Here is a 19,514-nt window from a genome sequence, read left to right as displayed (position 1 = left end):
CCATCGTGGTGCTCTCCAACAACGATGGCTGCGTGGTGGCGCGTTCCGCAGAGTCGAAGGCGCTGGGCGTGCCGATGGGCGCGCCGTGGTTCCAGTTGCAAGAGCTGGCGAAGGAGCATGGAATTCGGGCGTTCTCCAGCAACTACGCGCTCTATGCGGACATGAGCAGTCGCGTGGTGGACATTCTGAGGGGTTTCACGCCTTCGCTGGAGGTCTACAGCATCGACGAGAGCTTCCTGGTGCTCGATGGCCTTTCGGGAAGCTTGGCGGACATTGGCGGGGCGATCCGTGAGCGTGTGGGACGGTGGGTTGGTCTGCCGGTGTGTGTCGGCATTGCGGGCACGAAGACCTTGGCAAAGTTGGCGAACCACGCGGCCAAGAAGGCGCTGGCGGGTCAGGATGGAGTCTGTGACTTCGGGGCGATGGGGTCGGATGAGCTGTCGGCGTTGTTTGCGAGCATCCCGGTCGCTGAAGTGTGGGGAGTGGGCCGTCGAATCGACGAGCGGCTTGCGGAAATGGGTATCGGCACCGTGCAGCAGTTGAGGGGTGCTCCGCCTGCATGGATTCGCGAGCACTTCTCGGTGGTGCTGGAACGTACCGTGCGGGAACTCAATGGTGTCTCGTGCCTGGATCTCGAAGACGTGGCACCCGACAAGCAGCAGATCATGGCAAGCCGATCCTTCGGGAACCCGGTGTTCGATCTCGAGAGTCTGAGTGAGTCCGTGGCCAGTCACACGACTCGCGCGGCCGAGAAGCTACGAGCGCAGCGCCACGTCGCCGGGGCGATCACGGTGATGATCCGAAGCAACCCGTTCAAGCCATGGGAGCCGCAGTACAGCCGAAGTGAGGTCGTTTCCCTGGCTGAACCCTCTTCCGACACGCGAGACTTGATCCGTGCCGCCCTATGGGGACTGCGACGGATCTATAGGTCTGGCTACGCCTACAAGAAGGCCGGGGTGATGTTGTGCGGTCTGGAACCGGAGCGCCGACGTCAGGGGAGCCTACTGGTCGATCCTGAACGCGAGAAGCGGTCAGCCGCGCTGATGCAGACGATGGACCGGATCAACGAGCGATGGGGGCGTGGAAGCCTGCGCCCTTTGGCAACGGGGTTTGATCTGAACTGGCGGATGCGCCGGGAGAAGCTGTCACCCGCCTGGACGACGCGCTGGGACGAGCTTCCAAGGGTAATCGCGTGACCAAACAGGCACCTTGAAGCATCGTAAAAGCCAGTTGATCGCTCGACTTCGCTGAACGAGACGACCAACCACGTCCAAAACCACCCAACCGAAGCCAGCATGCCATGGCATACCAGATGGCACACCAGCAAAGCCAGAAAAGAAAAAAGCCCTTGAAAATCAAGGGCTTTCTCTTAAACAATGGCGGAAAGGGAGGGATTCGAACCCTCGATACGGCTAAACCGTATACCGGATTTCGAGTCCGGCGCATTCGACCACTCTGCCACCTTTCCGCTCGAAGCGCCGGATTATAGACAATCCGGCGGAAAAAGCCAGAGATTTATGCAGGTTTTGCAGCCCGGGCGGTAAATTCGTCGTAGGCACGCACGGCTTCGGCCGCGTACATCAGGCTCGGGCCGCCGCCCATGTAGGTGCAGATGCCCAGGGTTTCCATCAGCTGCTCGCGGGTCACGCCCAGGCGGATCAGCGCCTTGACGTGGAAACCGATACAGCCGTCGCAACGGACCGAGACGCCGATGGCCAGCGCGATCAGTTCCTTCTCGAGGGCGGTGAGCGCCCCCTCCTTCATCGCCTCCTTGGCCATCACGCCGAAACCCTTCATGGTCTCGGGGATTTCGGCACGCAGGGCCTCCATGCCCTTGCTGAGGTCGCCGGTGATCTGGACGAAGGACTTGCTGCTCATGTTTGCCACTCCTTTTATTAGATTTCCCTAATATACAGGATTGGCAATCCAAGGAAAACCGCCGGCATCAAGCCGGCGGCGATTTGTCTCAGTTGGCGGGCTGGAGCACCGTGATGCCGCCCATGTAAGGCTGCAACACCGTCGGCACGCGCACCGAGCCGTCGGCCTGCTGGTAGTTCTCGAGCACCGCGACCAGGGTACGCCCCACCGCCAGGCCAGAGCCGTTGAGAGTGGCGAGGGTTTCGTTCTTGCCCTGGGCGTTCTTGAAGCGCGCCTGCATGCGGCGGGCCTGGAAGCTCTCGAAGCACGAGCAGGAGGAAATCTCGCGGTAGGTGTTCTGGGCCGGCAGCCAGACTTCCAGGTCGTAGGTCTTGGCGGCGGAGAAGCCCATGTCGCCCGAGCACAGCACGATCTTGCGGTACGGCAGCTCGAGCTTCTGGAGGATCGCCTCGGCATGGCCGGTGAGTTCTTCCAGCGCCTCCCAGGCCTTTTCGGGCTGCTCGATGCGGACGAGCTCGACCTTGTCGAACTGGTGCTGGCGGATCATGCCGCGGGTGTCCTTGCCGTAGCTGCCAGCTTCGGAGCGGAAGCACGGGGTGTGGGCAACGAACTTCAGCGGCAGCTGATCGAGCGGCACGATCTCGTCGCGCACGATGTTGGTCACCGGGACTTCGGCGGTCGGGATCAGGTAGAACTTGCCGCCGTCGGCCTTGGGCACGGAGAACAGGTCTTCCTCGAACTTGGGCAGCTGGCCGGTGCCGAACATGCTGGCGGCGTTGACCATGTACGGAGTGTAGAGCTCGGTGTAGCCGTGCTCGGCGGTGTGGGTGTCGAGCATGAACTGGGCGAGCGCGCGGTGCAGGCGGGCCAGGCCGCCCTTCATCAGCGTGAAGCGGGCGCCGGAGATCTTGACCGCGGTCTCGAAATCCAGCCCGCCCAGGCGGGTGCCGATGTCCACGTGGTCGCGCACTTCAAAGTCGAAGCTCGGGATCGTGCCCCAGCGGCTGACTTCCACGTTGTCTTCTTCGGACTTGCCGGCCGGCACGCTCTCATGGGGCAGGTTGGGCAGGCCGGCGACGAAGGCGTTGAAGCGCTCCATCAGTTCGGCCAGGGCCACTTCGTTGGCCTTCAGCTCGTCGCCGATGCCGGCAACCTCGGCCAGCACCGCGGAGGCATCCTCACCCTTGCCCTTGAGCTGGCCAACCTGCTTGGACAGGGTGTTGCGGCGGGCCTGGAGTTCCTGGGTGCGGGTCTGGCGCGTCTTGCGCTCGTCCTCGAGGGCCTGGAAGGCGGCAACGTCGAGGCTCATGCCACGGGTGGCGAGGCGCTCCGCGACGAAATCCAGTTTGGCACGGAGCAGTTGAACATCAAGCATGACAATCCCTATTCGAATCTGAAACCGGTCAATCGATGGCGCTTCCGGCAGCGGCTTTGCGCCTGCCCGGACGGGTTGCACCGCAACACGGCGAAACCGCTTGCACCACTAGCAGAAGTTATGAAAATCAGAAAGTTAATAGCCCAGAATTTTTAAACTTTTCTTGATTTCCGCAGCTCAAAAACCACACTTAAAGAAAGACGTACGCAGATGACGTCGCGCACCCAAACCATTGAGGAGACACCCATGTTATCGATACGCGACTGCCTGGATTACTGCGACCTCACCGACGAGGATGTTGCCATCATTGCCGAACACCACGACATCCCTGATGTCGCCGCCGCCCAGATCGCCTGCGGGCTCGTCCAGACCCGGGAAGGCACGTTGCTGCTGACCCAGTTCATGCAGGAGCTCGTCGAGGAAGCCGAAGAGCGCGGTGACCGCGACAAGGCGAAGCGCTTCCGGGCAGCCTGCGCCCGTTTCACCGCGAGCCATCCCGTCCAGACGACCCACTGACGCCATCCTGCCCGGCGCGTGACTCGGCCTCGCGGTCGAGTTCGCGCAGGCGCGCCAGCTTTTCTCCAATCTTCGCTTCGAGCCCGCGGTCCACTGGCTGATACCAGTCTGGCCGCGCCATGCCTTCGGGCAGGTAGTTCTCGCCGGCCGCGTAGCCACCGGGTTCGTCGTGGGCATAGCGATAGGCCTTGCCGTAGCCCAGCTCTTTCATGAGCTTGGTGGGCGCGTTGCGCAGATGGATCGGAACCGGGCGCGAGATGTCGTTGGCGACAAACTTTCGGGCCGCATTATACGCCTTGTAAACCGCGTTCGATTTGGCCGCACAGGCCAGGAAAACCGCGGCTTCGGCCAGTGCCAGCTCGCCTTCCGGTGAGCCCAGGCGCTCGTAGGTCGAGCAGGCATTGAGGCAGATTTCGAGCGCCCGCGGGTCGGCCAGACCGATGTCCTCGATCGCCATCCGCACCAGCCGGCGGCCCATGTAGAGCGGCTCGGCGCCACCATCGAGCATCCGGCACAGCCAGTACAGCGCGGCGTCGGGGTCGGAGCCACGAATCGACTTGTGCAGCGCCGATATCTGGTCGTAGAAGGCTTCGCCGCCCTTGTCGAAGCGCCGCAGGTTGCGCGACAGCGCTTCGTCGATGAAGGCCGGCGTGACCGGGTTGATACCGGCAGTCTCGGCCGCGGTCTGCACCTGCTCCAGCAGGTTGAGGAGTCGCCGGGCGTCGCCGTCGGCAAAGCCGGTGAGGCGGTCGCGGGCGTCGTCCTCAAAGGCGAGATCGGGGCAGGCGTGGACCCGGGCGCGTTCGAAGAGCTCGGCCAGTTCTTCGGCGGTGAGCGGCTGCAGCACATACACCGCGGCTCGGGACAGCAGCGCGGAGTTCACCTCGAAGGAGGGGTTCTCGGTGGTCGCGCCCACCAGCGTGACCAGCCCCTGCTCTACAAAGGGCAAAAACGCATCCTGCTGGGCCTTGTTGAAGCGGTGCACTTCATCCACGAAGAGGATGGTGTGACGCCCACGGGCCCGGGCGGCTTCGGCCTGGGCGATGGCTTCGCGGATGTCCTTCACGCCCGAAAACACCGCCGACAGCGCGGTGAATTCTGCATCGAAGGCCTTGGCCATCAAGCGCGCGAGGGTCGTCTTGCCCACGCCCGGCGGCCCCCACAGGATCATCGAGTGGGGCTTGCCTGACTGGAAAGCGAGCGCCAGCGGCTTGCCCGGCCCGAGCAGGTGACGCTGGCCGATCACCGCCGAGATCGTCTGCGGGCGCATCGCCTCGGCGAGCGGCAGGCGCGGCGGGTCGAGGGAATCGAACAGATCGGCCATCGAGGACTGCGACGGGCGCTTACTCGCCGACCACGTCGGCGCCCTTGGGCGGCACGAAGCGGAACAGGCCGGCATCCAGCGCCGGGTTGCGTTCGATCTGACCGAACTGCAGCGAGGTGGTCTGGCCGAAGTTGTCGTGGAGCACCATCGCCTTGAGCTGGCCGCCGGCAAAGCCCATGCGGATGCGCTCGAAGCTGCTGTCGTCGGACTTGGGCGTGGCTTCGACCCATTCGAGGCCGTCGGCGTCGCCGGCGTCCTTCAGCACGAAGTTTTTGTCCAGCGAGTTGTCACCGGCAAGAATTGCCGCCGGCGTGTTGCCCAGGGCCTGCCCGAGCTTCTTGGTGGTGACCTGATTGAGCTCCTGATCAAACGCCCACAGCTTGCTGCCGTCGCCCACCAGCAGCTGGGCGTAGGGCTTTTCGTACACCCAGCGGAACTTGCCCGGCCGGGAGAACGCGAAGGTGCCGCTGGCCTGCTGGGGCTTGCGGCCGGACTTGGAGAGCACCTGCTGGGTGAAGCTGCCCCGCGCGGTGCGCGTGCCATCCATGAACTGCTTGAGTTGGGCCAGCGCGTCGGCGTGGGCCTGCCCGGCGGCGAGCAGGCCGGCCAGCGCCAGCCCACGGACGACGGTGGCAATTGAAGTGCGAATCATCATTCTCCTTCGCGGGCGGGGGCGATTACCTCCCGGTTCCCGTTGGCGCCCATGGGCGAGACGAGGCCGGAGCGTTCCATCTGTTCGATGAGGCGCGCGGCGCGGTTGTAGCCGATGCGCAGGTGTCGCTGGACCAGCGAAATCGACGGCCGGCGGGTCTTGACCACGATCTCGACGGCCTGATCGTAGAGCGGGTCGGCCTCGCTGCCCTCCCCGCCTTCGCCGCCGCCCAGCAGGTCGCCGCCGTCGTCTTCGGGCGAGGCCAGGATGCCGTCCACGTAGTCGGCTTCGCCAGTGGCCTTGAGGTATTCGACCACCTTGTGCACCTCGTCATCCGCCACGAAGGCGCCATGCACGCGCACCGGCAGGCCGGTGCCCGGCGCCAGGTAGAGCATGTCGCCCATGCCGAGGAGCGCCTCGGCGCCCTGCTGGTCGAGGATGGTGCGGGAGTCGATCTTGCTGGAAACCTGGAAGGCCATGCGGGTGGGGATGTTGGCCTTGATGAGGCCGGTGATCACATCCACGCTGGGGCGCTGGGTGGCGAGGATCAGGTGGATGCCGGCCGCCCGGGCCTTTTGCGCCAGACGGGCGATGAGCTCTTCGATCTTCTTGCCGACGACCATCATCAGGTCGGCCAGCTCGTCGATGATCACCACGATGTAGGGCAGCTTGTCGAGAGGCTCGGGGCTTTCGGGGGTAATCGAGAACGGGTTCTTGAGGGGCGCGCCGGCCTTGGCCGCCTCGGCCACCGCCTTGTTGTAGCCGGCCAGGTTGCGCACACCCAGGGCCGACATCAGCTTGTAGCGCTTCTCCATCTCGGCCACGCACCAGTTGAGCGCGTTGGAGGCGTGCTTCATGTCGGTGACCACCGGCGCCAGCAGGTGCGGGATGCCCTCGTAGATCGACAGTTCGAGCATCTTCGGGTCGACCAGGATCAGGCGCACGTCGGCCGGCTCGGACTTGTAGAGCAGCGACAGGATCATCGCGTTGATGCCCACCGACTTGCCCGAACCGGTGGTACCGGCCACCAGCAGGTGGGGCGTCTTGGCGATGTCGGCCACCACCGGCTGGCCGCCGATGTCCTTGCCCAGCGCCACGGTGAGCGGCGAGTGCATGTCGTGGTAGGCCTTGGAGCCGAGGATCTCGGACAGGCGCACCGTCTGCCGCTTGGGATTGGGGAGCTCCAGCGCCATGCAGGTCTTGCCCGGCACGGTCTCGACGACGCGGATGCTCACCACCGACAGGGCGCGGGCCAGATCCTTGACCAGGTTCATCACCTGGCTGCCCTTCACGCCCACCGCCGGTTCGATCTCGAAGCGGGTGATGACCGGGCCCGGATAGGCCGCCAGCACCTTCACCTCGACGCCGAAATCGGCGAGCTTGCGCTCGATGAGGCGGGAGGTGAATTCGAGGGTTTCGGGCGACGGCGGCTCCACGTCGTGGGAGGGCTCGTCGAGCAGCGCCAGGGGCGGCAGCGCGCCGCCGGGGAGCTCGGTGAACAGCGGCGTCTGGCGTTCCTTCTCGACGCGCACGGATTTCTCGACCTCGACGATCGCCGGCTCGATGCGCAGCGGCGGCGGCGGTGCGGCCTCTTCCTTCTTGCGCTTGGTCTCGACGACGGCCTCGCGCTTCTGGGCGACCTCGCGACCGATGCGCCGGTCTTCGAGGGTCTGGAAACCGTTGGTGGCAAACAGCCAGACTTTTTCGAGCCCGGTGCCGATGGCTTCCGACGCCTCGACCCAGCTCACGCCCGAGAACAGGCTCAGGCCGCCGGCGATCAGCGCCAGCAGCAGCAGCGTGCCGCCGGTGAAGCCAAGGTACTGGAAGGTCAGCGCGCCCAGCTCGAGGCCGATCAACCCGCCGGGCTCGAGGGGCAAGGTGGCCTTCATCGAGTGAAAGCGCATGGCTTCGAGCCCGCTGCTGGCCAGCAGCACGACGATGAAACCGAACACGACCACGAAGAAGGATCGCCGGTCGGCCCCGAAACTGCGCTGCAGGCGCCGGAAGCCGATGGCCAGACCCAAGCCGAGAAACGCCACCCACCACCAGGCCGAGAGCCCGAAGAGGTAGAGCAGCAGATCAGACAGCCAGGCGCCGAAGCGGCCGCCCGGGTTGCTCACCCGCTCCATCTGAACGGCGTGGGACCAGCCGGGGTCGGCCTTGGAGTAACCGAAAAGCACCATGGCCACATAGCAGGCCAGCACGCCGAGCAACAGCCAGCGCGCCTCCTGTAGCAGGCTGGCGATCTTTTCCGGAAGAGGGAGCGGACGGGTGGAGGGGCGATTGAGCATGACTAGGCGATACGGGGCCTTGCGGGGCGCGGCAAAAAACAAAAGCGCGGTTGGAAGCCGCGCTTTCGATTATAAACCAGGGTCTCTGGTTGTCCCTTCCCGGTCGTCGTCCAGACCATCAGGGAAGGATTTACGAACCAGTCACAAATCGTAAATTTTTTCGCGCAGGATCACGCCGCTGTCGGTTTCCTCGATCAGGCCGCGCAGGCCGAGATCCTTCATGACGCGGCTGACCATCTCGCGGGACGCGCCGATCATCTTGGCGATGTCCTGCTTGGAAACCTTCTTGCGGACCACCTTGAGGCCGTCCACTTCCTCGGACATCTCGAGGAGCAGGCGCGCCACGCGGCCGTACACATCCATCAGCGCCAGGCTTTCGATCTTGCGGTCGGCGTCGCGCAGGCGGCGGGTGAGGTTGCACATGACGTGCCACGCAAGCTCGAAGTTCTCCTGCATGAGACGCTTGAAATCGGTCTTGGCGATGGTGACCAGATCGGACGGCGACACCGCCACGACCGAGGCCGAACGCGGGCTGTCATCGAGCACGCCCATCTCGCCGAACATCTCGCCCTGGCCGAGGATCGTGAGGATCACTTCGCGACCATCCTCGTCGCTGACCATGACCTTCAGGTTGCCGGTAAGAACAAAATAGACGAAATCGGTGCGATCACCTTCATGTACCACCGCGGCCCCCCGCGGAACCCGTCGCATCATCGCGCAGCGCGCGACGGCAGCCAGCCGGTCATCGCCCAGCCCCTGAAAGATGGGGAAGGTACGCAGGGCAATTGTGGACACGGAGCTGGTAACGGTCATAGGGCCTCTCCTGAGCAAAGGGCTAAATTGATTCTTGGCAATGTGACCAAGTTGTCATGTTGCTATCAACGGCCAAGTATAAAGCAAACTTGAGGGTCTCCGAATGACGCACGGGCATGCCCGGTCATTGGCGGCCGACGGGCGTCTTCATTTAGAAACGGTCACCGGGAACTCTGCCCCTTATAATCGCTCTTTGCTGTTCCACCGCCCATCAGACAGATCAGAGAGACCCACCACGATGGCCACCCGTCACATCAAGCTGCTCATTCTCGGTTCCGGCCCCGCCGGCTACAGCGCCGCGGTCTATGCCGCCCGCGCCAACCTGAACCCCGTGCTCATCACCGGCATCGCCCAGGGCGGCCAGTTGATGACCACCACCGAAGTGGACAACTGGCCGGCCGACCCGGACGGCGTGCAGGGCCCCGAGCTGATGGCGCGCTTCGAGAAGCACGCCGCCCGCTTCAACACCGAGATGATCTTCGATCACATCCACACCACCCACCTGTCGGAAAAGCCCATCCGTCTGGTCGGCGATGCGGGTGAATACACCTGCGACGCGCTCATCGTCGCCACCGGCGCCAGCGCCCAGTATCTCGGCCTGCCCTCCGAAGAAGCCTTCTCCGGCAAAGGCGTGTCGGCCTGCGCCACCTGTGACGGTTTCTTCTACCGCAACCAGGAAGTCGCGGTGATCGGCGGCGGCAACACCGCGGTCGAAGAGGCGCTCTACCTCGCCAACATCGCCAGCAAGGTCACCCTTGTGCACCGCCGCGACAAGTTCAAGGCCGAGCGCATCCTGGTGGACAAGATCCACGAGAAGGTTGCCGCCGGCAAGATCGTGCTCGAGCTCGATTCCACGCTGGACGAAGTCCTGGGCGACGCCACTGGCGTGACCGGCATGCGCATCAAGCGCACCAAGACCGGCGAGACCAAGGACATCGCCCTGAAGGGCGTGTTCATCGCCATCGGCCACAAGCCCAACACCGACATCTTCGAAGGCCAGCTGGAGATGGAAGGCGGCTACATCGTCACCAAGGGCGGACGCCACGGCAACGCCACCGCCACCAGCGTGCCGGGCGTGTTTGCTGCTGGCGACGTGCAGGACCACATCTACCGTCAGGCCGTGACCAGCGCCGGCACCGGCTGCATGGCCGCCCTCGACGCCGAGCGTTACCTCGACAGTCTGGGCCTCGCCGGCTAAGCCGCGCCAGCCCCACCGAACGGACCGGGCCATCCCCGGTCCGTTTCCATTTGGACAATCACCTTTCGCAAGCATGGGCAAGGACAAGCGCAACTCCGGCCTCGACGCCCTGAAGGCCCTCCGCGACCGCGTGCCGAACAGCGTCCTGAAGACCGTCATCGCCCGCCCGGCGCCCAAGCCGGCCCCGAGCAAGGCCGCACCGCCGCCGGACGAACCCGACGACGCCGCGCTGTTTCGCGCCCAGGTGGGCCGCATCCAGCCCCTGCGTGCCGACAACCACGCCGACCTTTCCCGCCCCAGGCCGGCCCCCACGCCGCGCCCCAAAGTTGTCGAGCCCGAGCCGGAAGCCCCGCGCCGCGCGCCGCGCATCGACGAGAACGACCCTTCCGCGGTGTTCCGCGCCGCGCTGGGCGAGATCGCCCCGATCCGCGACTTCTACCGGGTCGACCTGAGCCACCAGCGCCAGCACGCCAACCCGAACGTGCGTGCGATCGAACACTGGGAGCCCATCGCGCCGACTGTGGACGCCAGCGCCCTCCACGATCCGGCCGAGCTCTTCCGCCACGCCGCCGGCGAAGTCGCCCCCCTGAAAGACCGCAACCTCGCCGATCTCGACCGCCCCGCGCCCGCCCCGCTCCCCCGCAAACGCGAGGAAGACGAGCGCGAGGTGCTGCGCGAGGCGCTGGAGTCGCCCCTCACCTTCGAAGACCGGCTCGACATGGGCGACGAGGCCGCCTACCTGCGGGTCGGGCTGCCCCGCCGGGTGCTCACCGACCTGCGCCGCGGGCGCTGGGTGGTGCAAGGCGAGCTGGATCTCCACGGCCTCACCCGCGACGAAGCCCGGGCCAGCCTCGCCCAGTTCATCGCCCTCGCCCTCCAGCAGGGCCGCCGCTGCCTGCGGGTGATCCACGGCAAGGGCCACGGCTCGCCCGGCCGCCTGCCGGTGCTCAAGCACCTCTCCCGGGGCTGGCTGGCCCAGCGGGAAGACATCCTCGCCTTCTGCCAGGCCCGCCCCCACGACGGTGGCGACGGTGCCCTGCTCGTGCTGCTCCAGGCCGGCGGCGGCCCCAGAAGCTAAGCTGCCAGCAGCCCAAAACCATTAGCATTTTCTGATATTTAGCGCCAACGCCAGGGTTTTCGGTAGGACGGCGCACGTTTTTGGTGCCTCGTCGGCGATTCTTGCCCGCCATCAATTTTTTTCGGTCTCCACACCCCTAGAGTGCGCTGCGACAGATTGTCGCAGTGACATCACGCCGCAGGCCGTCACCGCGCAGCCGCCCGATCAGGCGGCCCATCGATTTCGGTTAGGGACAAACGGAGACCAAAATGAGCACCGAAGACATCAAGCACGACGATCAAACCCTTGTTCCGGGACGCCGCAAGTTCCTGAACAGCGCAGCCCTTGCCGGCCTGGCCGGTGCCGGTCTGTCCGTGGGCCTCTCTTCCTGCAAGCAGGAGGCCGCGCCGCCTGCCGCGGGCACCGCACCGGCCGCTCCGGCACCTGCCGCCGCCCACGCCGCCGACGGCCTGAACATCCACCCCGCGCCGGGTCAGCTCGACACCTACTACGGTATCTGGTCCGGCGGTCACTCGGGCGAAGTGCGCATCCTCGGCCTGCCCTCCGGCCGCGAGATCAAGCGGGTCCCCACCTTCAACATCGACTGCATGAGCGGCTGGGGCATCACCAACGAATCGAAGGCCATCATCGGCACCAAGGCCGACGGCAGCCTCAAGTACAAGACCGGCGACACCCACCACGTCCACGGTTCGTACACCGACGGCACCTACGACGGCAAGTACTTCTGGGTCAACGACAAGATCCACGGCCGCCTGGCGCGGATCAAGGGCGACACCTTCGAGTGCGACAAGATCACCGAGCTGCCCAACATCCAGGGCTTCCACGGCATCTTCCCCGACCGCCGCGACCCGGTGGACGAGAAGATCAACCACACCACGCGCGTCTTCTGCGGCAACGAGTTCCACCTGCCGCAACCCAACGACGGGCGCGACATGGACGACGAGAAGAAGTACAAGACGCTCTTCACCTGCGTCGACGCCGAGACCATGGAAGTGCGCTGGCAGTGCCGTGTCGACGGCAACATGGATCTGGTGGCCACCTCCTACGACGGCAAGCTCGCCGCCGCCAACCAGTACAACGTCGAGGGCGGCGCCAAGTACGAGGACATGATGTCCGCCGAGAAGGACGCCTGCGTGTTCTTCCAGGTGGCCCGCATCGAGCAGGCCATCAAGGACGGCAAGTTCGTCACCATCGGCGACAGCAAGGTGCCGGTGGTCGATGGCACCAAGGACGCCAACAAGGATCCGAAGACCGCCCTCACCTGCTACGTGCCGGTTCCGAAGAACCCCCACGGCGTCAATGCCAGCCCGGACGGCAAGTACTTCATCTGCTCCGGCAAGCTGTCGCCCACCGCCACCGTCATCGAACTCACCAAGATCCACGACTTCTTCGACGGCAAGCTCGACGACATCAACAAGAGCATCGTCGCCGAAGTCGAACTCGGCCTCGGCCCCCTGCACACCGCCTTCGACGGCCGCGGCAATGCCTTCACCACGCTGTTCCTCGACAGCCAGATCGTCAAATGGAACGTGGACACCGCGATCAAGTTCCACGCCGGCGACAAGAACGCCAAGTACGTGGTCGACCGCATCGACGTGCATTACCAGCCGGGTCACATCAACGCCTCCATGTCCGAGACGAAGGAGGCGGACGGCCAGTTCCTGTGCGTCGGCTGCAAGTTCTCGAAGGACCGCTTCCTGCCGGTGGGCCCGCTGCACCCCGAGAACGAGCAGATCATCGACATCCGCGGCGAGAAGATGAAGATGCTGGCCGACCACCCGGTCTATCCGGAGCCCCACGACTTCGTGATCGTCAAGCGCGACAAGATCAAGACGCGCCAGGTGTACAACGTCGACGAGTTCCCCAACGCCATCAAGGACGCCAAGGATGGCGGCGTGTTCCGCAACGGCAACAAGGTCACCGTCAAGCTCGTGTCCCAGGCGCCGGCCTACAGCATGCGCGAGTTCAAGGTGAAGAAGGGCGACGAAGTCACCCTCATCCTCACCAACCTCGACAAGGTGGAAGATCTGACCCACGGCTTCGCGATTCCGAAGTACGACATCAACTTCATCGTGAATCCCCAGGAGACCAAGTCGGTCACCTTCAAGGCCGACAAGCCCGGGGTTTACTGGTGCTACTGCACCCACTTCTGCCACGCCCTGCACCTTGAGATGCGCACCCGGATGATCGTCGAGAAGTAAGCGACGCCACCGCAACGATTCCTTATCGAGAGGTAATTTGGGGAGACGCACGCGTCTCCCCTTTTTTCGTTCCGGCCCCGGGTCGCACCCCTGCACCCAGCCCACCCATGACGCAAACCCGCGCCACTGCGTCAAATTGACTCAGCTTAAGGCGCCCCCCGGGCCCGTTCATCAGAATCCGGCCACATACTGATTTGTGGAGTCACCCGATGATTTCCCTGCGCGCCCTGCGCACCTTCGCCCCACGTTTTGCCGCCCGTCTCGGCGCTGGCATCGCCGCCCTGGCCCTCTCCGGCAGCGCCCTTGCCGACACCTACGAAGTCAAACTCCCCCCCGAGCTGGCCTCCTCGCCGAAGATGTGCGACTACGCGCCCTGCAAGGACGTGATGCCCGGCGCCACCCACTTCTCCGAGCGCAAGGGCCAGCCGCCCTTCGTCGAGGCTTACCGCGATGAAGCCGGCCAGCAGAAGCTCATCGGCTACGTGATGCTGTCCACCGACATCACCGACATCCCGGCGTACTCGGGCAAGCCGGTGGTCACCCTGATCGGCATGGACACCGCCGGCAAATTCACCGGGGTGAAGATCCTCAAGCACTCCGAACCCATCCTGCTGCTGGGCATCCCCGAATCGGCGCTCATCAAGTTCAACAACCAGTACCTGGGCAAGTTCGTCGGGGACAACATCGAGATCGGCAAGTCGCGCCCCGAGGAAAATCTCATCGGCCTCGACGCCATCACCGGCGCCACCGTCACCGTCATCGCCCAGAACCAGGTAATGATGGTCTCCGGCGGTGAGGTGGCCAAGCAGGTGGGCATCCTCAAGCCGGTGATCCGGCCCCAGGCCAAGTTCCCGCCCGCCGGCCCGGCGCCCAGCTGGGCGCAGCTGGTGGAAGACGGCAGCGTCCAGCGCCTCACCGTGAAGCCCGAGGAAGTCGGCCTCAAGAGCGACGGCCGACCCTACATGGACCTGTGGTTCGGCTACCTCAACCAGCCCACCATCGGCCAGGCCATCCTGGGCAAGGACGGCTACGCCAGCCTGATGGCCCGCCTCAAGGAGGGCGAGCACGCCATCTTCATCGTCGCCGACAACAGCATGGACTCCTTCAAGGGCTCCGGCTTCGTGCGCGGCGGCATCTACGACCGGGTGCAGGTGCGCCAGGGCGGCGACAGCTTCACCTTCCGCGATCTGGATTACCTCAACCTGTGGGGCATCTCGGCCACCGGCGCGCCCTCCTTCACCGAATCGGCGATCTTCATCATCCGCGGCAAGAGCTTCTCGGGCGCCTTCCCGTGGAAGCTGGTCTTCCTGGGCAACAAGATCGACAAGGAAACCGCCGCCAAGACCTTCGCCAACTTCGACAAGGAATACTGGCTCGCCGACAAATATCTGGAAGGCGGCCGCCCGGTGGTGGTCAAGCCCGACCCCACCTGGCTCAAGGTCTGGAAGGAGCGGGCCGTCGAGATCGGCGCCTTCATCGTGGTGCTGCTCGCCCTCTCCGCCGCCTACGCCAGCCGCGACAAGCTGGTACGCCGCTCCACCCACAAGAACAAATGGCCGGTGAATGCCTTCAAGTACACCGGCTGGGTGCTCTCCATCGGCTTCGTCGGCTTCTACGCCATGGCCCAGCCGTCCATCACCCAGGTGCTCACCTGGTTCCACTCGCTGCTGTTCCAGTGGAAGTGGGAGCTCTTCCTGTCCGACCCGCTGATCTTCGTGTTCTGGATCTTCATCATCGTCACCACCTTCGTGTGGGGCCGCGGCTTCTTCTGCGGCTGGCTGTGCCCGTTCGGGTCGCTCTCCGAGCTGCTCTTCAAGGTGGGCCAGGCGGTGGGCCTCAAGCGCTTCCAGTTCCACCTGCCCCAGGCGCTCCACGACAAGCTCAAGTGGGTGAAGTACGCCGTGTTCTTCGGCCTGCTGGCGGTATCGTTCTTCAGCATGGGGCTGGCCGAGAAGCTCGCCGAGGTCGAGCCCTTCAAGACCACCTTCCTGGTCGGCATCACCAACCGCAGCTGGCCCTACAGCCTGTTTGCGGCCAGCCTGCTGGGCCTGGCGATCTTCATGGAGCGGCCCTTCTGCAAGTACCTGTGCCCGCTGGGCGCGGCGCTCGCCATGCCCACCACCTTCCGCTGGTTCGGCCTCAAGCGGAAGGACGAATGCACCAGCTGCAAGGCCTGCGCCAAGGGCTGCGGATCGCTCGCCATCGACGCCAAGGGCAACATCGACCAGCGCGAGTGCATGCTGTGCCTCGACTGCATGGTGTTCTACTACGACGACCACGCCTGCCCGCCCCTGGCCCAGGAGCGCAAGCGCCGCACCAAGGCTGGTCAGCCCCTCACCCCCATCGACGGCAAGGGCTATTTCATCCCCATCCACCCGGCCCCGGTGGACAAGAAAAAGGAAGGAGCCGCAGCATGACCATCGCCGACCGCAACGAACTGCGCCAGCCCGCCTACGGCGAAGCCCACGGCGTCGCCTGGCTCGCTGCCGAGCTGTGGGATCACCTGTGGCCCTGGGCCGGCCGCGGCCAGCCTGCCCGCAAGGCCATCCAGGGCGCCGGCTTCGCGCTGGCGATCGCCGCCACCGTCGCCTGGGTGCTTGCCGCCATGGGCCGCCTGGAGGCCGGCGCGATCATCGGCTGGTGGTTCGGCTGGAGCGTCTTCGAGGTGATCGTCCGCCTCGACGCCAAGCCCTACGTGAAGGAGGGCCCGTGGTGGGGCCACCTCTACCGCCGTGCCACTGTGATGGACATGATCTGCTACGTGAGCTTCAAGAACCTGCTGATCGGCGCCGCGCTGTTCATCGGGCTGCGCACGCTGGGCATCGTGCAGGTGTAAGCCGGCTTTGGGCGAAGGCGCGCAGCGGCCTTGAGGTAAAGTGCCGCCCATGCGCCCCGCTCACCCCATCTCCGAAGACGAAGTCGAGTTCACAGCCATCCGCGCCCAGGGCGCCGGCGGGCAGAACGTGAACAAGGTGTCGAGCGCGGTGCATCTGCGTTTCGACATCGCCGCCTCGTCGCTCCCCGAACATCTGCGGGAGCGCCTGCTCCGGCTGGGTGACCAGCGCATCAGCAAGGGCGGCATCGTCATCATCAAGGCGCAGGAATTCCGCAGCCTCGAGAAGAACCGCGCCGAAGCCCTGCGGCGGCTGCAGGAACTCATCGACAGCGTGTCGGTGGTGGCCAAGCCCCGCCGCCCCACCCGGCCGACCCGCGGGTCGGTCACCCGCCGGCTGGAGGGCAAGGCCCGGCGCAGCGCCGTGAAGGCCAATCGCGGGCGTGTCGAATGAAGCGCCAGGACTACCGCGATAGACGATAATCGCGGCCTCGAGTCCCCAGCCCGGTGCTGTTTATCCTGGCCCCGGCACCTCGCCCCCATCCTCCCGCACGCCCATCGGGCACTCCGCCAGTCGACCAAGCCGACAGGCCTTTCCCCCTTCACGCCCGACCGGGCAGGACCACTCAATGCAATCGGAAAGCCACATCTTCCGCCAGGACGCCGCCCTCGAACACTCGATCGCCAACATACAGGCCGCGCCTGAAGCCCTCAACGCTCACATCGAGGTGTCCTTCTGCGGCAAAACGTCGCCGGGCCGCGACCGGCAAGGCTGCGACATGCAACAACATCTGCTGACGGCCTACGTCAAGCAGCCCCCGACGAGCACCTGCGCATGAAGACACCCGCGAGACTCGAACCGCTGGTCACCGACGGGCTGGTGAACAGCGTGCTGCGCCAGCTCATGAGCGGCAAGGAGGCCACGGTATACGTCGTCCGCTGCGGCGACGACATCCGCTGCGCCAAGGTTTACAAAGAGGCCAACAAACGCGGATTTCACACCGCGGTGGATTACACCGAGGGGCGAAAGATCAAGAACAGCCGACAGGCCCGCGCCATGGCGAAGCGCTCTCGCTACGGCCGCCAGGAGCAGGAGGCCGCGTGGCAGAGCGCCGAGGTGGACGCCCTGCGCCGACTCGCCGCCGCAGGCGTTCGGGTGCCCACGCCCTACAACTTCCACGAAGGCGTGCTGTTGATGGAGCTGGTGGCCGACGCCGACGGCGAACCCGCGCCGCGCCTCAACGATCTCTCCCTCAGCGAGGAAGACGCGCTGGCCTACCACGCGGCACTGATACGTCAGGTCGTGCGGATGCTGTGTGCCGGCATCGTTCACGGCGACCTCTCCGAATACAACGTGCTGGTGGATGCGGGCGGCCCGGTGATCATCGACCTGCCCCAGGCAGTGGATGCCGCCGCCAACAGCAACGCAAAGCGGATGCTGGGCCGCGACGTGGACAACCTCGCCGACTACTTCGGCCAGTTCGCCCCGCAACTGCTCACCACCCGCTACGGCGAAGAAATCTGGGCGCTCTATGAAGCCGGCTCGCTCCATCCGAACAGCGTACTCACCGGCCGCTTCGAGGACCCTACCGACGACGTGAATCTGGATGAGGTCATCCAGGTGATCGAAGCCGCCGACGCAGAACACGCCGAACGCCTGGCCCGCCAACAGGCCGCCGAGGCGGTCGACGACTGGACAGCAGACACATGAGGCCCGCCGCCTGAACCGGAGAACTCAGTGCGCCTCGTCGTAGGCCGACAGGCTCACCCCCGCCGCGGCGAGACATTCGCGCAGGTGCTTGACCTCCTGCTTGGTGAATTCGTTGCCGTGGTGAGGATGGTGGATGAAGAACTCATGCTTGTTGAGCATGATGCGAAAGCGCGCCCCGTGGCTGGGGTCCACATCCGCACCGAGGTGATTGAGCAGGGATTCGACCTCGCGCCACTGGATGTTGCTGCTGACCGGCTCGCGGAAGATCGCTTCAAGGACGTGACGGTGCTTGTTGCTCATGGTTTGCTCCTCCCGTTGATCGTTGGCGATATTCTTGCACCGTGGGCCCGGCCCGCATACCGCCCGCGGGCTTGATCGCCCGGCCTTCGCACCACCGTTGATCCACGACAAAGAAAGACGTCACCATGCCCGTGCTGCTGCAAGTCGATTTCCCGTTTTCCGGCCCCTGGGGCCCGGCGATGACCGACGCCCTGCAAGGCCTCGCCGCCTCCATCGCCCAGGAGCCCGGCCTGATCTGGAAGATCTGGACCGAGAACGCCGCCACCAATGAGGCCGGCGGCATCTACCTGTTCGCCGACCGCCCCAGCGCCGAGGCCTACCTGGCGATGCACACCGCGCGCCTCAAGGGCTTCGGCATTCCTGAGGTGAATGGGAAGATCTTCGACGTAAACGGCGAGCTTTCCGCCATCGACCGCGCGCCGCTCTGAGCCCGCCGATCCCGGCCCGCGTCACGGGGCCGGCAAAATAGTCATGGGCCGATCATGCTGCGGTCGCTATCATGCGCGACCCCCACGCGGCATTTCCCCATGATCACCCTCAAAAACGTCACCTTGCGCCGCGGCGCCAAGGTGCTGCTCGATAGCGCTTCCGTCACCCTCAACCCCGGCGAGAAGGTCGGCCTGGTCGGGCGCAACGGCGCCGGCAAATCGTCCCTGTTCGGCCTACTCAACGGCAGCCTTCACGAAGACGCGGGCGACTACTCGATCCCCAGCCAGTGGCACATGGCCCAGGTGGCCCAGGACATGCCCGAGACCGAGCAGAGCGCCACCGACTTCGTGATCGAGGGCGACACCGTGCTGCTCGCCGCCCAGCGCGAAGTGGCCGCGGCCGAAGCCAGCGACGACGGCATGCGCATGGCCCACGCCTACATGGAGCTCCACGACGCCGGCGCCCACGACGCGGAAGCCCGCGCCCAGGCCCTGATCCTCGGCCTCGGCTTCAAGGTGTCGGAGCTCTCCCAGCCGGTGAACAGCTTCTCGGGCGGCTGGCGGATGCGCCTGCAGCTGGCCCGGGCGCTGATGTGCCCGTCGGACCTGCTGCTCCTCGACGAACCCACCAACCACCTGGATCTGGACGCGCTGGTGTGGCTCGAAGCCTGGCTCAAGCGCTACGCCGGCACGCTCATCGTGATCAGCCACGACCGGGAATTCCTCGACGCCATCACCTCGGTCACGCTGCACATCGACAACGCCCGGCTGGTGCGCTACGGCGGCAACTACAGCACTTTTGAAGACATGCGCGCCGAGCAGATGCTGCTCCAGCAGGCTGCGGTGGCCAAGCAGGCCGACAAGATCGCCCACCTCAAGAAGTTCATCGACCGCTTCAAGGCCAAGGCCAGCAAGG

19 protein-coding genes and 1 tRNA gene are annotated in these 19,514 nt (G+C 65.2%); 12 read left to right on the top strand and 8 right to left on the bottom strand.

Annotation, left to right across the window (positions count from 1 at the left end; genetic code table 11):
- Positions 1-1,196, top strand: a 1,196-nt coding sequence (locus Q0672_RS15365) for a Y-family DNA polymerase (protein WP_298623554.1), incomplete at its 5' end; no start/stop codon positions are given.
- A gap of 181 nt (positions 1,197-1,377) precedes the next feature.
- Here Q0672_RS15365 and Q0672_RS15360 read toward each other — a convergent pair.
- The 3 genes from Q0672_RS15360 to serS form a co-directional block, all read right to left on the bottom strand.
- Positions 1,378-1,468: transfer RNA gene (locus Q0672_RS15360), tRNA-Ser, on the bottom strand.
- Between the two features lie 47 nt (positions 1,469-1,515).
- On the bottom strand, positions 1,516-1,878 hold the full coding sequence (locus Q0672_RS15355; protein WP_298623552.1) for a carboxymuconolactone decarboxylase family protein: 363 nt from the start codon (positions 1,876-1,878) through the stop codon (positions 1,516-1,518).
- 88 nt (positions 1,879-1,966) lie between these two features.
- Entirely contained in the window at positions 1,967-3,253 is a 1,287-nt protein-coding gene (gene serS, locus Q0672_RS15350; protein WP_298623550.1) for a serine--tRNA ligase, read from the bottom strand.
- A 246-nt stretch (positions 3,254-3,499) separates the two neighbouring features.
- On the opposite strand from serS, the gene Q0672_RS15345 reads away from it, so the two are divergent.
- The gene (locus tag Q0672_RS15345; protein ID WP_298623548.1) at positions 3,500-3,769 is read left to right on the top strand and encodes a hypothetical protein; all 270 of its coding nucleotides are present in this window, start codon (positions 3,500-3,502) and stop codon (positions 3,767-3,769) included.
- On the opposite strand, the gene Q0672_RS15340 is transcribed toward Q0672_RS15345, so the two are convergent.
- From Q0672_RS15340 to Q0672_RS15325, 4 genes are all read right to left on the bottom strand, one after another.
- A complete protein-coding gene (locus tag Q0672_RS15340) occupies positions 3,735-5,093 on the bottom strand; it encodes a replication-associated recombination protein A (protein WP_298623545.1) in 1,359 nt (452 codons plus the stop codon). The two genes, Q0672_RS15345 and Q0672_RS15340, sit on opposite strands and share 35 nt — an antisense overlap.
- 19 nt (positions 5,094-5,112) lie before the next feature.
- Positions 5,113-5,748, bottom strand: a complete 636-nt coding sequence (gene lolA, locus Q0672_RS15335) for an outer membrane lipoprotein chaperone LolA (protein WP_298623543.1) — start codon at positions 5,746-5,748, stop codon at positions 5,113-5,115.
- On the bottom strand, positions 5,745-8,036 hold the full coding sequence (locus Q0672_RS15330) for a DNA translocase FtsK (protein WP_153160901.1): 2,292 nt from the start codon (positions 8,034-8,036) through the stop codon (positions 5,745-5,747). Before Q0672_RS15330 ends, lolA begins: the two co-directional genes overlap by 4 nt.
- Before the next feature lie 141 nt (positions 8,037-8,177).
- Entirely contained in the window at positions 8,178-8,849 is a 672-nt protein-coding gene (locus Q0672_RS15325) for a Crp/Fnr family transcriptional regulator (RefSeq protein WP_298623540.1), read from the bottom strand.
- 238 nt (positions 8,850-9,087) lie between these two features.
- Between Q0672_RS15325 and trxB the strand changes: the two genes are divergently transcribed.
- The 8 genes from trxB (at position 9,088) to Q0672_RS15285 (ending at position 17,870) form a co-directional block, all read left to right on the top strand.
- On the top strand, positions 9,088-10,047 hold the full coding sequence (gene trxB / locus Q0672_RS15320) for a thioredoxin-disulfide reductase (protein ID WP_298623538.1): 960 nt from the start codon (positions 9,088-9,090) through the stop codon (positions 10,045-10,047).
- Positions 10,048-10,120: 73 nt separating this feature from the next.
- On the top strand, positions 10,121-11,125 hold the full coding sequence (locus Q0672_RS15315) for a Smr/MutS family protein (RefSeq protein ID WP_298623535.1): 1,005 nt from the start codon (positions 10,121-10,123) through the stop codon (positions 11,123-11,125).
- A 248-nt stretch (positions 11,126-11,373) separates the two neighbouring features.
- Positions 11,374-13,326 carry a TAT-dependent nitrous-oxide reductase gene (gene nosZ / locus Q0672_RS15310; protein ID WP_298623533.1) on the top strand — a complete coding sequence of 651 codons (1,953 nt, stop codon included), beginning with the start codon at positions 11,374-11,376 and terminating at the stop codon, positions 13,324-13,326.
- Positions 13,327-13,535: 209 nt separating this feature from the next.
- Positions 13,536-15,743, top strand: a complete 2,208-nt coding sequence (locus Q0672_RS15305) for a NosR/NirI family protein (protein WP_298623531.1) — start codon at positions 13,536-13,538, stop codon at positions 15,741-15,743.
- Entirely contained in the window at positions 15,740-16,162 is a 423-nt protein-coding gene (locus Q0672_RS15300) for a transcription regulator (RefSeq protein ID WP_153160895.1), read from the top strand. The genes Q0672_RS15305 and Q0672_RS15300 overlap by 4 nt, the downstream gene beginning before the upstream one ends.
- Before the next feature lie 49 nt (positions 16,163-16,211).
- Entirely contained in the window at positions 16,212-16,613 is a 402-nt protein-coding gene (arfB, locus tag Q0672_RS15295; protein WP_153160894.1) for an alternative ribosome rescue aminoacyl-tRNA hydrolase ArfB, read from the top strand.
- Positions 16,614-16,788: 175 nt separating this feature from the next.
- Positions 16,789-16,998, top strand: coding sequence for a hypothetical protein (locus Q0672_RS15290; RefSeq protein ID WP_298623527.1), 210 nt, complete (start codon positions 16,789-16,791; stop codon positions 16,996-16,998).
- On the top strand, positions 16,995-17,870 hold the full coding sequence (locus tag Q0672_RS15285) for a PA4780 family RIO1-like protein kinase (protein ID WP_298623525.1): 876 nt from the start codon (positions 16,995-16,997) through the stop codon (positions 17,868-17,870). Before Q0672_RS15290 ends, Q0672_RS15285 begins: the two co-directional genes overlap by 4 nt.
- A gap of 24 nt (positions 17,871-17,894) precedes the next feature.
- Here the strand turns inward: Q0672_RS15285 and Q0672_RS15280 are convergent, their stop codons facing one another.
- Positions 17,895-18,170 carry a type II toxin-antitoxin system HicA family toxin gene (locus Q0672_RS15280; protein ID WP_284189113.1) on the bottom strand — a complete coding sequence of 92 codons (276 nt, stop codon included), beginning with the start codon at positions 18,168-18,170 and terminating at the stop codon, positions 17,895-17,897.
- A gap of 125 nt (positions 18,171-18,295) precedes the next feature.
- Here Q0672_RS15280 and Q0672_RS15275 point away from each other — a divergent pair, with 125 nt between their 5' ends.
- Both Q0672_RS15275 and Q0672_RS15270 read left to right on the top strand, forming a co-directional pair.
- Positions 18,296-18,598 carry a monooxygenase gene (locus tag Q0672_RS15275; RefSeq protein WP_298623523.1) on the top strand — a complete coding sequence of 101 codons (303 nt, stop codon included), beginning with the start codon at positions 18,296-18,298 and terminating at the stop codon, positions 18,596-18,598.
- Between the two features lie 99 nt (positions 18,599-18,697).
- The coding region (locus Q0672_RS15270) for an ABC-F family ATP-binding cassette domain-containing protein (RefSeq protein ID WP_298623521.1) at positions 18,698-19,514 on the top strand (817 nt) is incomplete at its 3' end.

It is taken from the genome of uncultured Zoogloea sp., assembly GCF_937894855.1.
In the GTDB taxonomy this organism is placed as follows: Bacteria; Pseudomonadota; Gammaproteobacteria; order Burkholderiales; family Rhodocyclaceae; genus Zoogloea; species Zoogloea oryzae.
This window is presented reverse-complemented; position numbering and strand designations above follow the sequence as displayed.

What these genes read in the sequence shown, in the direction of transcription:
- Q0672_RS15355 (WP_298623552.1), bottom strand. Translation starts at nt 1,878, where the DNA reads ATGAGCAGCAAGTCCTTCGTCCAGATCACCGGCGACCTCAGCAAGGGC.
- serS (WP_298623550.1), bottom strand. Translation starts at nt 3,253, where the DNA reads ATGCTTGATGTTCAACTGCTCCGTGCCAAACTGGATTTCGTCGCGGAG.
- Q0672_RS15345 (WP_298623548.1), top strand. Translation starts at nt 3,500, where the DNA reads ATGTTATCGATACGCGACTGCCTGGATTACTGCGACCTCACCGACGAG.
- Q0672_RS15340 (WP_298623545.1), bottom strand. Translation starts at nt 5,093, where the DNA reads ATGGCCGATCTGTTCGATTCCCTCGACCCGCCGCGCCTGCCGCTCGCC.
- lolA (WP_298623543.1), bottom strand. Translation starts at nt 5,748, where the DNA reads ATGATGATTCGCACTTCAATTGCCACCGTCGTCCGTGGGCTGGCGCTG.
- Q0672_RS15330 (WP_153160901.1), bottom strand. Translation starts at nt 8,036, where the DNA reads ATGCTCAATCGCCCCTCCACCCGTCCGCTCCCTCTTCCGGAAAAGATC.
- Q0672_RS15325 (WP_298623540.1), bottom strand. Translation starts at nt 8,849, where the DNA reads ATGACCGTTACCAGCTCCGTGTCCACAATTGCCCTGCGTACCTTCCCC.
- trxB (WP_298623538.1), top strand. Translation starts at nt 9,088, where the DNA reads ATGGCCACCCGTCACATCAAGCTGCTCATTCTCGGTTCCGGCCCCGCC.
- Q0672_RS15315 (WP_298623535.1), top strand. Translation starts at nt 10,121, where the DNA reads ATGGGCAAGGACAAGCGCAACTCCGGCCTCGACGCCCTGAAGGCCCTC.
- nosZ (WP_298623533.1), top strand. Translation starts at nt 11,374, where the DNA reads ATGAGCACCGAAGACATCAAGCACGACGATCAAACCCTTGTTCCGGGA.
- Q0672_RS15305 (WP_298623531.1), top strand. Translation starts at nt 13,536, where the DNA reads ATGATTTCCCTGCGCGCCCTGCGCACCTTCGCCCCACGTTTTGCCGCC.
- Q0672_RS15300 (WP_153160895.1), top strand. Translation starts at nt 15,740, where the DNA reads ATGACCATCGCCGACCGCAACGAACTGCGCCAGCCCGCCTACGGCGAA.
- arfB (WP_153160894.1), top strand. Translation starts at nt 16,212, where the DNA reads ATGCGCCCCGCTCACCCCATCTCCGAAGACGAAGTCGAGTTCACAGCC.
- Q0672_RS15290 (WP_298623527.1), top strand. Translation starts at nt 16,789, where the DNA reads ATGCAATCGGAAAGCCACATCTTCCGCCAGGACGCCGCCCTCGAACAC.
- Q0672_RS15285 (WP_298623525.1), top strand. Translation starts at nt 16,995, where the DNA reads ATGAAGACACCCGCGAGACTCGAACCGCTGGTCACCGACGGGCTGGTG.
- Q0672_RS15280 (WP_284189113.1), bottom strand. Translation starts at nt 18,170, where the DNA reads ATGAGCAACAAGCACCGTCACGTCCTTGAAGCGATCTTCCGCGAGCCG.
- Q0672_RS15275 (WP_298623523.1), top strand. Translation starts at nt 18,296, where the DNA reads ATGCCCGTGCTGCTGCAAGTCGATTTCCCGTTTTCCGGCCCCTGGGGC.